Below are 13,936 nucleotides of genomic sequence, written 5' to 3' on the forward strand. Positions count from 1 at the left end.
GACACGGACGGCAACCGTCCATCGCTTTTGCAGCCCTATGGGACAAGGTCTATAATGAGTTCGCGTCAATCGACGAGATCGGACACGAATAGAGCCTAAACACATGGCGCGAGGAGGCTTTACTCATGGCGCTCAATTGGGAGCGAGTCAAAGAATACACGGACATCATCTATGAGCGGGCCGAAGGCATTGCGCGGGTCACCATCAACCGCCCCGAGGTCCGAAATGCGTTTCGGCCTGAGACCGTGATGGAGATGATCGACGCCTTTCAACACATCCGCGACGACAGCTCCACCGGCGTCGTGCTGCTGCGCGGCCAAGGGAACGAGGCGTTTTGTTCGGGAGGCGATCAGCGTGTGCGCGGTCACGGCGGCTACGTCGGCGGCGACGGAGTCCCGAGGCTGAACGTGTTGGATCTCCAGCGGCTCATTCGCACGCTGCCAAAGCCGGTCATCGCGGTGGTAGCGGGCTACGCCATCGGCGGAGGCCACGTGCTCCACGTCTGCTGCGACCTGACCATTGCGGCGGAGAACGCCGTGTTCGGCCAGGTGGGGCCGAAGGTCGGAAGCTTCGACGGCGGCTACGGCGTCTCGCTTCTCTCGCGGCTCGTGGGCCAGAAGAAGGCGAAGGAGATCTGGTTCCTCTGCCGGCAGTACAACGCGCAGGAAGCCCTGCAGATGGGGCTCGTCAACGCGGTGGTCCCGCTGGAGCGGCTCGAGGAGGAATCGATCCGCTGGGCGAAGGAAATCCTGGAGAAGAGCCCGATTGCCATCCGCTTCCTGAAAGCGGCGTTCAACGCGGATACCGATGGCGCGGCCGGGCTGCAGCAATTTGCCGGCGATGCCACCATGCTGTACTACATGACGGACGAGGCGAAGGAGGGCGCCCGCGCGTTCCTCGAAAAGCGTCCACCGGATTTCAGCAAGTTCCCGCGGTTGCCCTGAACCGGCGAGTTCACGCCCGTGGACAACCGCGTTTGAAGGCGGGGGTGAGCGGCCATCATGAATCTAGAGAGCGCGCAGGCGCCCATCGTTTCCCTCCCGGATTGGCTGTCCATCCACGCGGAGCGCAGGCCACGGCGCGTGGCCCTTCAGTCGGACCACCGCGCCATCACCTACGGGGAGTTGCACGCGGCGGCGACGGCGATGGCGGCGAGAGCGTTCGCGCTCGGGGTTCGCCCGGGCCATCGCGTCGGCGTGATGTGCCATCAGGGTCTGCTGCACGCGCTCTGTCTGCACGCGCTGATGTTGCTTCGCGCCGTATTGGTGCCGCTCAACTGGCGCCTGCAGCCGACGGAATTGGCGTATCAACTCGAGGACTCCGGGGCGTCGATTGTGCTCTGCGACGAATCGGCGGCGCCCCTCGCGTCGCAAGTGGCTGACGCGGTGTCGCGCCCCGTGCAGACCGTCCTGGTGTCGGAACGCGCCTGGGAGGCCGAGGCGTCGCCGGCGGGGGCGTTCCCCGTCGCATCCGTGGACGTGTCGCTGACCTCCGTGCACGCCATCGTGTACACGAGCGGAACCACCGGCAGACCGAAGGGCGCCATGATCACCTATCAAAACCATTGGTACAGCGCGATGGCGTCGGTCCTTCAATTCGGCCTCGATCCCGACGAGCACTGGCTCGTTCCCATGCCGCTGTTCCACGTCGGCGGCATGGGCGTGCTCATGCGAAGCCTCATTTACGGGACGACAGCCGTCGTGCACGACCGATTCGACGCGGAGCGGGTCGATCGCGCCTTGGCCTCCGGCGAAATCACGCTGGTGTCGCTCGTGCCGACGATGCTCGCGCGCCTGCTGAAGCTGCGGCGCGGGCCGTACCCGTCGCGTCTGCGCGCGATGCTGATGGGCGGCGCAGGCTGTCCTCGCCCCGTCCTGGAGCGGGCGCTTGAACTCGGCCTGCCCGTCGCGCAGAGCTACGGACTCACGGAGACCAACACGCAGGTGGCCACCATCGACCTGGCGGACGCGCTGCGCAAGATGGGATCCTCCGGGCGCCCGCTCGCCAACACGCGCATTGCCGTGCAGGGGCCAAACGGCCCCACCACGGCGCCGGGTGTCGAGGGCGAGATCCTGGTGCAGGGCCCGACTGTATTCGCTGGTTATTATAACAGAAAAGAGGAGACGGAACGCGCCCTGTCCGGGGGATGGCTGCACACCGGCGACATCGGGCGCTTCGATGAAGACGGCTTTTTGTACGTGTTGGACCGGCGCGCGGACCTCATCGTGTCGGGCGGGGAAAACGTGTACCCGGCCGAGATTGAGTCGCAGATGCTCGCGCTTCCGGGTGTGGTGGATGCGGGCGTTGTGGGAAAGCCGGACGACGAGTGGGGACAGGTGCCTGTTGCATTTGTCGTGCTGGAGCCGGGCAAAGTGCTCACGGACGAGATGGCGCGCGCGCTGCGCGAAGAGCTTCGGGCGCGGCTCGCGCACTACAAGGTGCCGGCTGAAATTCGGCAAGTCGATGCACTGCCTCGCACGGCGTCCGGCAAGTTGATGCGTTACGAGATGAGAAAGTGGGTGATGCAGGGATGAGCGTGACGGCGCGTGAAGCGCTGCGACAAAGCCTCATGGCGCGAATCGTCGAGGCGTTTTCCGAAAGGTCGGCGCGCGGACCGTCCGACGCGCCCGTTCGGCTGCGCGTTCCGTTTGATCGCTCGCTTGCGTCGCTCGCGCACTGGCATCGCTGGGAGCCCGCCGTGTACAGCCGTCCGCCGAGTGGGGACGAGCGTTTTGGGGTGGGCGTGTACCGCCGGCTGGTGGCGAGTTCGGACGATGACTGGGAGGATTTGAAAGCTCGCTTTGCGGAAGAGCAGCTCCCTCCCGGCCTCCCATGGTTTGGCGCGGTTCCGTTCGACTTCCGCGCCCTTCCGCTCGGCATGTGGGCCGCTTGGCCGAAGTCCATCTGGTTTGCGCCGAGGTTGTACCTCACCAAGGCGGCTTCGTCGGACGTGGCGGAGGTGCTCTACCTCCCGCCTCGCGGCGCGGACGAGATGGACGTGCGGGCCGACGTGATGGACCTCCTCGACATCCACGGAGAGGACCAGTCATCGGAGGAACGCCCCGCGTTCGAAGCTCCTGAGGACTTTCGCCGATTTACGGACAAAATCCAGCGCGCGCTCCGGGAAATTCGCCAGGGGCGCCTCAGCAAGGTGGTGGTGGCGCGCTACGTCACGGGCCACGTGACGCGTCCGCTGGACGAGGCCCTCGAGCTCCTCGCTTCGCGGTATCCGGACAGCCACGTCTTTGCGCTCTCGTGGCAGGGTCGGTGGCTTGTGGCCGCTAGCCCCGAGCGGCTTTGCTCCGTGCATGCGCGGACCGTCGAGATCGACTGCCTCGCCGGCACGGCGCGCAGGGGGCGGAGTGACGAGGAGGACCAACAGCTTGCGGCCGAACTCGTCGCGAGCGCGAAGCATCGGCGGGAGCATCAAGCCGTGGTCGATCACGTCCTGCAAGCGGTCGCGCCGCTGTGTGAGCGCGTCGAGGCCCAACCGGAGCCCTCGGTAGTCAAGTTGGCGAACGTGCAGCATTTGCGGACGCAGGTGACGGGTCGGCTGAACCCTGGGGTGGGACTCCTCGATGTCGCAAAAACGCTCCATCCGACCCCGGCGGTCGCGGGGGCCCCACAGCGCGAGGCCACCAGTTACGTCACAGCCCACGAGGGCTGGCCGCGCGGATATTACAGCGGTGCGTTTGGCACGTACGCCGAGGGTGAGGGTCAGCTCGACGTATGCCTGCGCTCGGCCTTCGTGGCGGCTGGGGAAGCCGTGCTCTTCGCTGGGTGTGGGATTGTCGAGGGCTCGGATCCGGTCGCGGAGTGGGAGGAGAGCGAACTCAAGCTCCGGCCGATGCGCGAGGCCTTGGGCGTTCAGGAGGAGGTGGGGCCTTGAATTCGGATCTGTGGCCTGTGCACGCGCTGGTGGACGGGTTGTACGCGAGCGGGGTGCGGCGCGCGGTCATCTCGCCGGGATCGCGCAACACGCCTGTCGTGTTTGCGCTTCTCGAGCATGGCGGCATCGGGCTCGTGTCCCATATGGACGAGCGATCCGCCGGCTTCTTTGCGCTTGGCCTCGCTCGACAGTCGGGGGAGCCGGTGGCCGTGGTCTGCACGTCGGGCACGGCGGTCGCGAATTTGTACCCCGCGGTCGTCGAGGCGTACTTCTCTCGCGTCCCGCTCGTCGTGCTGACGGCGGATCGACCCGCCGAGTTGCGCGAGGTCGGGGCCAATCAGACCATTCGCCAGCCAAATCTGTTTGGCGCGCACGTCAAGTGGGCCTGTGAAGCGCCAACGCCGGAGGACAGGGCCCACCTCGCGCTCGACTTACGCGGCCTGGCGTTGCGCGCCGGGCTCGCCGCGAGGACCGTCCCCGAGGGGCCCGTGCACATCAATCTGCCGTTTCGAGAACCTCTCCTGCCTCCCAAGAGAAGCGAATGCGCCGGGCTTGCGCAGCTTCCCGCCATTCAGGGACAGCCTGCCGCGAGTCCAGCGTGCGCGCCTGCCGCGATCGCCCAGGTGGAGGAGGCGCTCGCCCGGGCCGAGCGGCCGGTCGTCGTCGCCGGCCCCATGCGGCCTGGCCGGTTGGCGCAGGGCGTCGCTCGGTTCGCTGCCGCCTGCGGCATTCCTCTCCTGGCGGACATCTTGAGTCAATGCCGCGACAGCGAGGCGAGCGCGCCGTATTACGATCTCGTCCTCCGCGCCGGCGCTGCGCCGGAACCTCCCGATCTCGTTCTGCGGTTTGGCGGCGAGCCGACGTCCAAGGCGCTCGCCTCTTGGTTGCAAAGCGCAAAGGCCGAAGTTGTGGTGTTTGACGAGACGCCGCTGTATCGCGACAGCGGGCACCTGGCCACGCACATCGTCGTCGGAGATCCGACGCCGTGGCTCGAAGAGGTGCGCGTGTATGGCAATTGGCGCGAATACAGGGCGGCTTGGCGGCGCGCAGCCGAGGTCGCGCGGCGCGCGCTCGCGGAATTCGTGCCCTGGTTTGAGGGAGAAGCGGTGCGGCTGGCAGTCGAGTCCCTGAATGCGGGGCACGTGCTCGTGCTTGGCAACAGCCGGCCCATTCGGGACGCGGACGCCTTGGCGCGGCCGAGGGCGGGCGTCGACGTGCACGGGAATCGCGGCGCCAGCGGGATCGACGGCGTCACGTCGACGGCGCTCGGCCACGCCATCGCGTCGGGGAAGCCGACGCTCCTCGCGATTGGCGACGTGTCGTTTTACCACGACTTGAACGGGCTCGCCGCGGCTCGCGAACTGGCGTCTCCCTTCGTCGTCGTACTCGTCCACAACGGCGGCGGCGGGATCTTTCGACACCTCGCGCAGGCGGATAGGCCCGAAGCGCTCCATTGGTTCACCACGCCGCACGAACTCGACTTCGCGCCCATCGTGCGCGCCTACGGAGGCAGGTACGTGTGCGCGAGCGGCGGCGACGACTTCCTGGCCGCGGTGGGCGAAGGCATGCGTGGATCAGGGCTCACGGTCGTGGAGGCTCGCTTTCCAAACGACGAGAGCCCAAAGGTGTACCGGGACATTCTCGCGCGGCTCGCAAGCGCGATGGGCGTGAGTGTGCTATGAAGCGCACGGCCTTCGTCCGAGGTGTTCGATACGCGTACCGCTTCATCCCGGGGGACGAGCCATGCCTATTTCTGCACGGTTTCACCGGTGCCGGCGACGTGTTCGTGCCCGTGCTCGAACGGATGCTCCGCTTCGGCTGCCAGCCGTCGGCCATCCTGCCGGATCTCTTGGGGCACGGGGCGAGCGACGTGCCCGAGGACGCTGCGCGGCTTTCCATGGACGAGACGGTGCACGATCTCGACGCACTCCTGGACGAACTCGACATCTCGTCCTGCAAGGTGGTCGGCTACTCGATGGGCGGGCGGGTGGCGCTCGCATTCGCCATCCATTTTCCTCACCGCGTGCGGGCGCTTGTGTTGGAGTCTGCCTCGCCAGGCATCCAAGATCCGCGCGAGCGCGAGGCGCGAAGGCATGAAGACGACCGCCTGGCCGACGAGATGGAAGCGCGCGGTCTTGAGTGGTTCGTCTCCGAATGGGAGCGCCGCCCCATCTTTGCAACGCACGAGGCGCTGCCCGAGGAGGCGAAGGCCCTTCAGCGCGCCGTTCGTCTCTCGGGCAGCGCGCGCGGCTACGCGCAGAGCCTGCGCGGGTTGGGGACGGGGCGGCAGCCGTCGTATTGGGACATGTTGGACCAACTTGCGATGCCTGTCGCGCTGGTCACGGGAGCGCTGGATGCGAAGTTCACCGGCATTGCCGAACGCATGCGATCCCGCCTGCGAAACGCCATGCACGTCCGCATCGACGGCGCGGGTCATACGCCGCACCTCGAACAACCGGATCGCTTCGCCGAGTGGTTCGCGCAATTCCTCTGTGCACCGGGGCGCCTGCATTGACGGAGGCGCCCTGCCCTCGTTTGTAAACCCCGTGTAAAGTTTGTGAAGCTCTTTCCGACAAATCTTCACACCAAATTCAGCATCTCTCCAAGGCGCCTTCACATCCCCTTGCTACGCTCATCCTCGAGGGCGGCGGATGGTTTTGCTGCTTCCGCCTCAAACTTACGTAGCAAAGAAGACGATAAGGGGGACCTTTGCGTGAAGTTGCGTTCGAAGTGGTTTGCGGGTCTGGCGGCTGTCGCCGCAGTCGGTGTCGTGGCGGGGTGCGGAACATCGAATTCGTCTTCGTCGACGCAGAACGCTGCGCCCAGCAACTCGTCCCAGCAGGCGGCCAGCGTCGCGAATGTCACGCTCACCGAGACGGGATCGTCGCTGTTGTATCCGCTCTTCAACGCGCAGTGGATTCCTGCCTACCATAAGCTTCACCCCGACGTGCAGATGACCGCTGCGTCGACCGGGAGCGGAACGGGCATCTCCGATGCCATCGCTGGTACGGCGGACATCGGCGCGTCGGACGCGTACATGGCGGACGCTCAGATTCAGCAGCATCCCGATATGCTGAACATCCCGGTGGCTATTTCTGCGCAGCAGATCATGTACAACCTGCCTGGCGTGAAGGGTCACCTCCACCTGAGCGGCGAAGTGCTCGCCGAGATCTATGAAGGCAAGATCCAGTACTGGGACGACGCGAAGATCAAAGCGCTCAACCCGGGCGTGAAGCTCCTGCATCAGGTTATCAAGCCCGTGGTGCGCTCGGACGGCTCCGGAGACACGTTCCTCTTTACCCAGTATCTGAGCAAGTCGAGCGCAGCGTGGAACCAGAATTACGGGTATGGCACTACCATCTCGTGGCCAGGTCTGCAGACGGAAATTGGTGCTAAGGGCAACCAGGGCGTAGTGGCCGCGCTCGCGAAGACGCCGTATTCCATCGGCTATGTGGGCATCAGCTGGTTGGACAAGGCGGTCCAACAGGGGCTTGGTTACGCGGCGCTTGAAAACAAAGCCGGCAAGTACGTGTTGCCGACCAGTGCGACCATCGAGGCCGCTGCGCAGGAGGGCGTGAAGAACGTGCCGGCCGACGAGCGGATTTCGCTCATCGACGAGCCGGGCGCGAACTCGTACCCCATCATCAACTTCGAATACCTCATCGTGAAAGACGATCAGCCGAATGCGGCCAAAGCGGACGCGCTGAAGGCGTTCTTGAATTGGGCTATCAACCCGTCGGAAGGCAACAGCGCGAAGTTTTTGACGCCCGTGCACTTCCTGCCGCTGCCGACGAGCGTGCACGCCAAGAGCGAGGCGCAGATCGAGAAGATCAAAGGCTGAAACCGATAGACCAGGAGGGCATGCCGTGCGCAAGGTTTCAAAGGCAGCCAAGGGCTGGGATCGCGGCTTTCGGGTGCTGGCGGCCATCGGGGCCGCCAGCCCCGCCGTGTTCCTGGTCTCGATTGCTGCCATCGTGTTGGTTGAATCGATTCCCACCATCCGCTTCATGGGGATACACTTTCTCACCGAAACGCGCTGGGACATGGGAAATCTGTACGGCGCCCTGACGCACAGAAACGGCATCACGGCGCCCGCCGGCGCGTCCTACGGCGCACTGGTGTTCATCGTCGGCACGCTGTTGTCGTCCGTCATCGCGCTCGTCATCGCGGTGCCGGTCTCGGTCGGAACCGCGCTGATTCTGGCGTACCGCGTGCGTGGACCGCTCGGTTTCCTGCTCAACATCTTGGTGGAGCTGTTGGCAGGCATTCCGAGTGTCGTCATCGGCCTCTGGGGCATTCTTGTGCTCGTTCCGTGGATTGCGAATGCGTTTGCGCCCTTTTTGAAATCCGTCCTCGGCTTCATCCCATTCTTCGGGGGACAGACAGGGACAGGGTACAGCCTGCTGGCGAGTGGCATCGTCCTCGCCATGATGATTGTGCCCATCATCACGGCGACTACCCGCGACCTGCTCGTGCAGGTGCCTCTGCTTGCGCGCGAGGGCGGGCTCGGGATCGGCATGACGTCATGGGAAGTGGTCCGCTACATCGCTTTGCCGTATATCCGCGAAGGTTTTATTGGCGCCGTCGCGCTCGGTTGGGGGCGCGCGATGGGGGAGACCATGGCCGTGCTCATGGTGTCCGGCAACGCGACGAACATCCTGCCACAGAACCTGTACAGCCCCATTTCCACGATGGCCGCGTTCATTGCGAACCAGTTGGACAGCGCGGAGACGGACGCCTCGGGCATGGCTGTCCACGCGCTCTCTGAGCTCGCACTGCTCCTTCTCGCCATCACCCTTGCCACGAACCTCGTGGCGCGATGGCTGGTTCGCCCGCGGCGCCGCGGAGGGGTGGTTGCGCCATGAGACGGCGTCGGCGCAAGTGGAAGAGTGCCTTGGGTTGGGGACTCGCGTGGCTGGCGTTTGCGCTGGTTCTCTTTGGTCTCGTTGATCTCGTCGGCTCCGTGTTGTGGCAGGGCATTCGTTCGTTTCGCTTGTCCATGCTGTTTGAACCCACGCAGGGGATTGCGGGTGGCTTGGAAAACGCCATTCTCGGCACCTTCGAGCTCGTGTTCATCGGCGTGGTGTTCGCCGCGCCGCTCGGTATTCTGGGTGGGATTTTCACGTCGGAGTTCGCGCCGCCGCGCCTCGCCGCCGTCATCCGGTTTGTGGCCGAGGTCCTGTCCGGCGTGCCGTCCATCGTCATTGGCTACTTCGGCTATTTGTTGTTGGTGCTTCACTTCCATTGGGGATTTTCCGCGCTGGCAGGCGGCGTAGCGCTGACGCTCATCATGTTGCCCTATATTTTGCGGACCACAGACACGAGTCTGCAGCAGGTACCGTTGTTGCAGCGGGAAGCCGCCTGGGCTCTCGGAATGACGCGCACGCAAGCCATTTTGAAGACGGTTTGGCGTCCAGCTGCGTCCGGAATGGCCACGGGCCTGTTGCTCGCCATCGCCATTGGCCTTGGGGAGACCGCTCCGCTCCTCTACACGGCCGGATGGAATTCAAACAATCCGTCGCTCGCGCTGACCCATTCGCAGGTGGGCTACCTGACGTACGTCGCGTACACGTACCTGGACGAGCCCTACGCGCAGGCCCGCCAGCTGGCCTATGCGGCAGGATTTGTCCTGCTCATGCTGATCCTCATCATCCAGCTTGTCGTGCGCTTTGTGGTGTGGCGGTCCGCGGCTCGGAGCGGGCGGTCTGCGGCGTAACGCGCATTTGGCTCGGCTATTCGGGCCGGACAACGAATACCATAAGCGGAGAAGGCGTTCGCCATGCCTTCTCCGCTTTGTTCTTTTGGAGAACAAAAGTTGTCTTCAGTTGTCCGGTGAATCCTTCAAGTTTAGAATAGAGCTGTGGAAGATTTGAGGGGGCGAGACGAATGCGCCGCGTTTTGCTGATGACCGCGTCCTTTGGCTCGGGGCACAACCAGGCGGCGTACGCCGTGATGGAGGCGCTCAAGGAAAAAGATGCCGAAGTGGAAGTGGTCGACTACGTCGGGCTCCTGAATCCAGCGCTGCGCTCGTTTGCGAAGTTCAGCCTGATTCAGGGCGTGAAGCGGGCGCCGGGTTTGTACGGCCTTTTTTATAAATCCATGTCGCGCATCGACCCGGATTCCGCGCTTCAGCGATATGTCAACCACATCGGTATTGAGCGCATCGAGGAGTACATTGCGTACTACCGACCTGACTGCATCGCGAGCACGTTTCCGACGCCAATGGGGGTCGTCGGCGAACTGCGCCGCGCGGGGAAAATCGATATTCCGAATCTGGCCATCGTGACGGACTACACGGCCCATCGCCAATGGTATCACGACTTCGCGGACCACTACTTCGTCGCCACGGACGAGGTGAAGCGGGATCTCGTCTCTTACGGGATTCCGGAAGACGCGGTGGATGTCGTTGGAATCCCGCTCAGGCGGAAGTTCAGGGAGGAAAACGTCGAGCGCCTTTTGGCGCATCGGGCTGAATTGATCCGTTCAATCGGATTTCAAGAAGACATCCCTATCATCTTGCTCATGGGAGGCGGGAGCGGGATTCTGGCCGATCCCGGCGTGTGGGAGTCGTTCATTCCCGAGTCGGGGATGCAGTATCTCATCATCTGTGGCCACAATCGCCGACTGGAGCGCCGCTTCTCCGCCCTTCAGAGCGAGCGCGTCCGCGTGTTCGGATACACCAATGAGATCGAGAAGTACATGGCGATGGCGGATCTCATCGTCACGAAGCCCGGCGGACTCACGCTGACCGAATCCATTGCGATGCGCTTGCCCCTCCTCATCTACCGGCCCATTCCCGGTCAGGAGGAGGCTAACGCGCGCTTCGCCGAGCAGGCGGGTGTGGCGGTGTGCGTGAAGTCTCCGGCGGAAGCTCAGGCGTTCTTGCTCTCCGTGCGCGAAGATCCGTCGATTCTGAGCCGCATGCGCGAGGCCTGTAGTGCAATGCCAAGCTGTGGTGCGGCGGAGCGCATCGCGCAAAAGATCATACTGTATGCCACGAAGAAGCTGCCGTGCCGCTCCGTGTCGCCGGAGTGGCCGCCCGAGCTTCTTCCGACGTGAGAGGGAATGTCGTGATCGAGTGGTTGATCGCCGTGGTCCTCGCCGTTCTCGTGGTGTATGCGGGGCTGCCGTTCGTCTGGACTCGGGGCCTCGGGCGCTCGTGTATCCGCAGGACGCCGAAGCCCGGGTGTGTGGCGCTCACCTTTGACGACGGGCCTCATCCCGTGTACACGCCCCGGCTTTTGGACGCGCTCAGGGAAGCGGGAGCAAGAGCCACGTTCTTCGTGATCGCCGAGCACGCGCTCCGCCATCCCGAGATAGTCGAGCGGATGTTGGCGGAGGGGCACGAAGTGCAGGTGCACGGGTATCGGCATTGGTTTGTGCCGCTGTTGCCCCCCGGACTCACGGCGCGCCAGTGCGTGGGGGCCAAGGACGTCTTGGCGCAGCGGTTCGGCATCGAGCCCCGCGTCTACCGGCCGACCTGGGGAGCGTGCAACCTGGCGACGCTCGTCGTGCTCAAGCGGCGCCGCATGTCGATGCTGCTGTGGAGCGTCATGGTGGGCGACTGGCGACGAACGCCGCCGGAGGAACTGGTGCGCCGGATTGTCGCCAAGCTCGACGCGCGCTCGGTCATCGTGCTCCACGACAGCGATGAGTCCCCGGGCGCAGAGCGCGGTGCGCCGGAAAGCGTGATTGCGGCCGTCCCGGCCGTGGTCGAGGAAGTGCGCAGACGCGGATACACATTCGTGCTCGCGTCGGAATGCGAGTAGGGAGGGGAGACCATGCCTAATCGGGCAGCGCGGGCGGTCTTTGATGCATGGGAAGCGTTATTTCATCGCGCTCTGCACCTGGAGGAACTCGAGCCCGGCACAGAGCACCTGTTTTTCGTTGCCCGCCGTCGGTATCTCGGTCGGACCTTCGAGGTGGACGGGATTGTGGTTCGTCCGGGCGATCCCGTCGTGGAAATGCACATGAACAACGCGCTCATCGAACGGGCGCTTCGCGAGGACACGAACATTGTGCGGGCCATTGTGCGGCTGCTGAGGCAAGCGCGCGTCTCACTTCCTGCGCTCGCGAGAGCGGTTCAACATGAAAAATATCGAGACGCCCAGGTGTTGTATGGCATCACCATGATCCATCGCGGCATCGAGCACTTCGGCTTTCACACGTACCCGCTCCGCAATCCGTTCGTGCGCGCGGTGACCAGCTGGCACCTGACCAATATCCTGAGAATGGTGAATCCGGACGCGGATCATATCCTGGAGACCCATCGAGATGTGTTACAGCCGAAGCTCGTCGTCGCTTCCAAGGAGAAGATCATCGAGATGTTTGGCGAAGGCTCGCTCCCGGGCCGCGAAGGCGCAATGGCCGACGGCCAAGGCCGCGGTGAGGTTGTGTCCCTGGACTCATGAGGTGTCTTCTGCTCTATGCTTCATTTGGCGACGGGCATGTCCAGGTGGCGCGAGCGCTCTCGGAAGCGCTCGCGCGGGATCTCGGAGCGGAAGTTCGCGCGGTGGACACGTTTCGGCAGACCAACGCATCGCTCGCGAGGGTGAACGAGCGAATTTTCGAATGGACCACGCGTTACGCGCCTGCGCTCTACGGCTGGAGTTACGATTGGACGAAAAACTTCTCCATTCGTCACCCTCTGTGGGCGTTTTTGGCGCGTTTTTCGCGCAAAGCGGCGTGGCGCGCCATCCGAGATTTTCATCCGGACGTGATTGTGCAACTGTTTCCGGACCACGCGCTGGCGAAGCTGCCGCCAGGTCCGCGGCCGCTGGTGGCCGTGGTGCTCACGGATTTCGCGGTGCACAGCCGATGGGTGCATGGGAATGCGGATCTCATCGTCGTGCCGACGGAGGAAGCGGCGGCCCATGTTCGCCGCCTTCGCGCGGACGTCCGCGTGGAGGTGGGCGGCATTCCGGTGCGGGATCAGTTTCGCCGGTGTGCGCTCTCTCGCCTTGACGGTGGGCGCCGCATCGTACTCTTGACCGGCGGGCGAGGCGTGTTTCCTCAGTACGAGGGTGTACTCGAGCGGCTCATTCGCCACTTTCCCCACCACCTCATCGAGGTCATGTGCGGTCGAAACACGCGCATGCTGGAACGAGTGGAGGCTTTCGCGGGGCGAGCGGGCCGCGCGAGGATTCGGCCCATCGGTTTCACGGACGATGTGGCGAGCCATCTTCAGCAAGCGGAGTTTGTCATCGCGAAGGCGGGCGGCGTGACCATCGCCGAGTGCTTGGCCTCGGGCACGCCCATGGTGTTTTACAAGCCGCTGCCGGGGCAAGAGCGGGAAAACGCGAAGTGCATTGAGCGGCTCGGCGCCGGACGGATTGCCAACACGCTGGCTGATCTCGACCGCCTCTTCGCCTGCTGGTCTGAGGAGACGCAACCCGCCATGCGGCTGCGGGCGGTCGAGCTGGGGAAACCCGGAGCCGCGTCGTACGTATCCGCCTGTCTCGCTCGGGCGTGGGAGCGCCATCGAGCGGTGGAGGAAGGGGCACCGGCCGCGGCTCCTGTGGTGCTTCAGGAGAGAGGGTGAAACGAGCCGTACTGGCTCGCGTAGTAGAGGAGCGGTTTTCGCGATGCATCGACGGATGCCGCCTCGACTTGTCCGACGATGACACGGTGATCCCCTCCCTCCCATTCCTGAACCAGCGTGCAGACGAGGTGAGCCTGCGCGCCGGCGAGGAGGGGTTGGCCCCACGGGCCGATATCGTAGGCGACGCCTTGAAACTTGTCGGACATCTTGCTCGCAAACTGGTTGGACAGGCCGGATTGTTCGTCGGACAGAATATTGACCGCGAACGCGCCGGATCGCCGTAGAAGCGGCAGGAGGCTGGCGCGTTCGTCGATGCACGCGAGGACAAGCGGTGGGCGCAGCGACAGCGAGCAGAAGGCCGACACGGTCATTCCGCCCATCTCGCCGTCGGCGGCCGTTGTCATGACGGTCACGCCGCTGGCGAAGCGGGCCAAGGCCTTGCGAAAATCGTTTTCGTCAATTGCCATGATGTGACTCCTTTCGTTGTTCAAACCTCTTTCATTGTA

Annotated in this window: 13 protein-coding genes; 12 read left to right on the plus strand and 1 reads right to left on the minus strand. The window is 64.3% G+C overall.

Features of this window, described 5'->3' with window-relative positions; translation table 11 throughout:
* Nucleotides 1–125: 125 nt before the first annotated feature.
* From menB to AS26_RS06305, 12 genes are all read left to right on the plus strand, one after another.
* On the plus strand, nt 126–944 hold the full coding sequence (gene menB, locus AS26_RS06250; protein ID WP_062307350.1) for a 1,4-dihydroxy-2-naphthoyl-CoA synthase: 819 nt from the start codon (nt 126–128) through the stop codon (nt 942–944).
* Between the two features lie 57 nt (nt 945–1,001).
* On the plus strand, nt 1,002–2,534 hold the full coding sequence (gene menE / locus AS26_RS06255) for an o-succinylbenzoate--CoA ligase (RefSeq protein WP_062307353.1): 1,533 nt from the start codon (nt 1,002–1,004) through the stop codon (nt 2,532–2,534).
* Nucleotides 2,531–3,889 carry an isochorismate synthase gene (locus AS26_RS06260; protein ID WP_062307354.1) on the plus strand — a complete coding sequence of 453 codons (1,359 nt, stop codon included), beginning with the start codon at nt 2,531–2,533 and terminating at the stop codon, nt 3,887–3,889. The genes menE and AS26_RS06260 overlap by 4 nt, the downstream gene beginning before the upstream one ends.
* Nucleotides 3,886–5,571, plus strand: coding sequence for a 2-succinyl-5-enolpyruvyl-6-hydroxy-3-cyclohexene-1-carboxylic-acid synthase (menD, locus tag AS26_RS06265; RefSeq protein WP_062307357.1), 1,686 nt, complete (start codon nt 3,886–3,888; stop codon nt 5,569–5,571). Before AS26_RS06260 ends, menD begins: the two co-directional genes overlap by 4 nt.
* Entirely contained in the window at nt 5,568–6,404 is an 837-nt protein-coding gene (gene menH / locus AS26_RS06270) for a 2-succinyl-6-hydroxy-2,4-cyclohexadiene-1-carboxylate synthase (protein WP_062307359.1), read from the plus strand. The genes menD and menH overlap by 4 nt, the downstream gene beginning before the upstream one ends.
* A 198-nt stretch (nt 6,405–6,602) precedes the next feature.
* Nucleotides 6,603–7,730: a phosphate ABC transporter substrate-binding protein PstS gene (gene pstS, locus AS26_RS06275; RefSeq protein WP_062307361.1), complete on the plus strand. Its 1,128-nt coding sequence runs from the start codon at nt 6,603–6,605 to the stop codon at nt 7,728–7,730.
* A gap of 25 nt (nt 7,731–7,755) precedes the next feature.
* Nucleotides 7,756–8,754: a phosphate ABC transporter permease subunit PstC gene (gene pstC, locus AS26_RS06280; protein WP_062307363.1), complete on the plus strand. Its 999-nt coding sequence runs from the start codon at nt 7,756–7,758 to the stop codon at nt 8,752–8,754.
* The gene (pstA, locus tag AS26_RS06285; protein ID WP_062307366.1) at nt 8,751–9,605 is read left to right on the plus strand and encodes a phosphate ABC transporter permease PstA; all 855 of its coding nucleotides are present in this window, start codon (nt 8,751–8,753) and stop codon (nt 9,603–9,605) included. The genes pstC and pstA overlap by 4 nt, the downstream gene beginning before the upstream one ends.
* Before the next feature lie 170 nt (nt 9,606–9,775).
* Nucleotides 9,776–10,948, plus strand: coding sequence for an MGDG synthase family glycosyltransferase (locus tag AS26_RS06290; protein ID WP_062307368.1), 1,173 nt, complete (start codon nt 9,776–9,778; stop codon nt 10,946–10,948).
* Nucleotides 10,949–10,959: 11 nt separating this feature from the next.
* Nucleotides 10,960–11,658: a polysaccharide deacetylase family protein gene (locus tag AS26_RS06295; protein ID WP_062307371.1), complete on the plus strand. Its 699-nt coding sequence runs from the start codon at nt 10,960–10,962 to the stop codon at nt 11,656–11,658.
* 12 nt (nt 11,659–11,670) lie between these two features.
* Nucleotides 11,671–12,300 (plus strand): YkoP family protein, encoded by a 630-nt coding sequence (locus AS26_RS06300; RefSeq protein ID WP_062307373.1) that lies wholly within the window; start codon nt 11,671–11,673, stop codon nt 12,298–12,300.
* Nucleotides 12,301–12,344: 44 nt separating this feature from the next.
* Nucleotides 12,345–13,430 carry an MGDG synthase family glycosyltransferase gene (locus AS26_RS06305; RefSeq protein ID WP_245629647.1) on the plus strand — a complete coding sequence of 362 codons (1,086 nt, stop codon included), beginning with the start codon at nt 12,345–12,347 and terminating at the stop codon, nt 13,428–13,430.
* Here AS26_RS06305 and AS26_RS06310 read toward each other — a convergent pair.
* Nucleotides 13,415–13,897, minus strand: coding sequence for a flavin reductase family protein (locus AS26_RS06310; protein WP_062307378.1), 483 nt, complete (start codon nt 13,895–13,897; stop codon nt 13,415–13,417). The two genes, AS26_RS06305 and AS26_RS06310, sit on opposite strands and share 16 nt — an antisense overlap.
* Nucleotides 13,898–13,936: the final 39 nt, after the last annotated feature.

It is taken from the genome of Alicyclobacillus sendaiensis NBRC 100866, from assembly GCF_001552675.1.
GTDB lineage: Bacteria > Bacillota > Bacilli > Alicyclobacillales > Alicyclobacillaceae > Alicyclobacillus > Alicyclobacillus sendaiensis.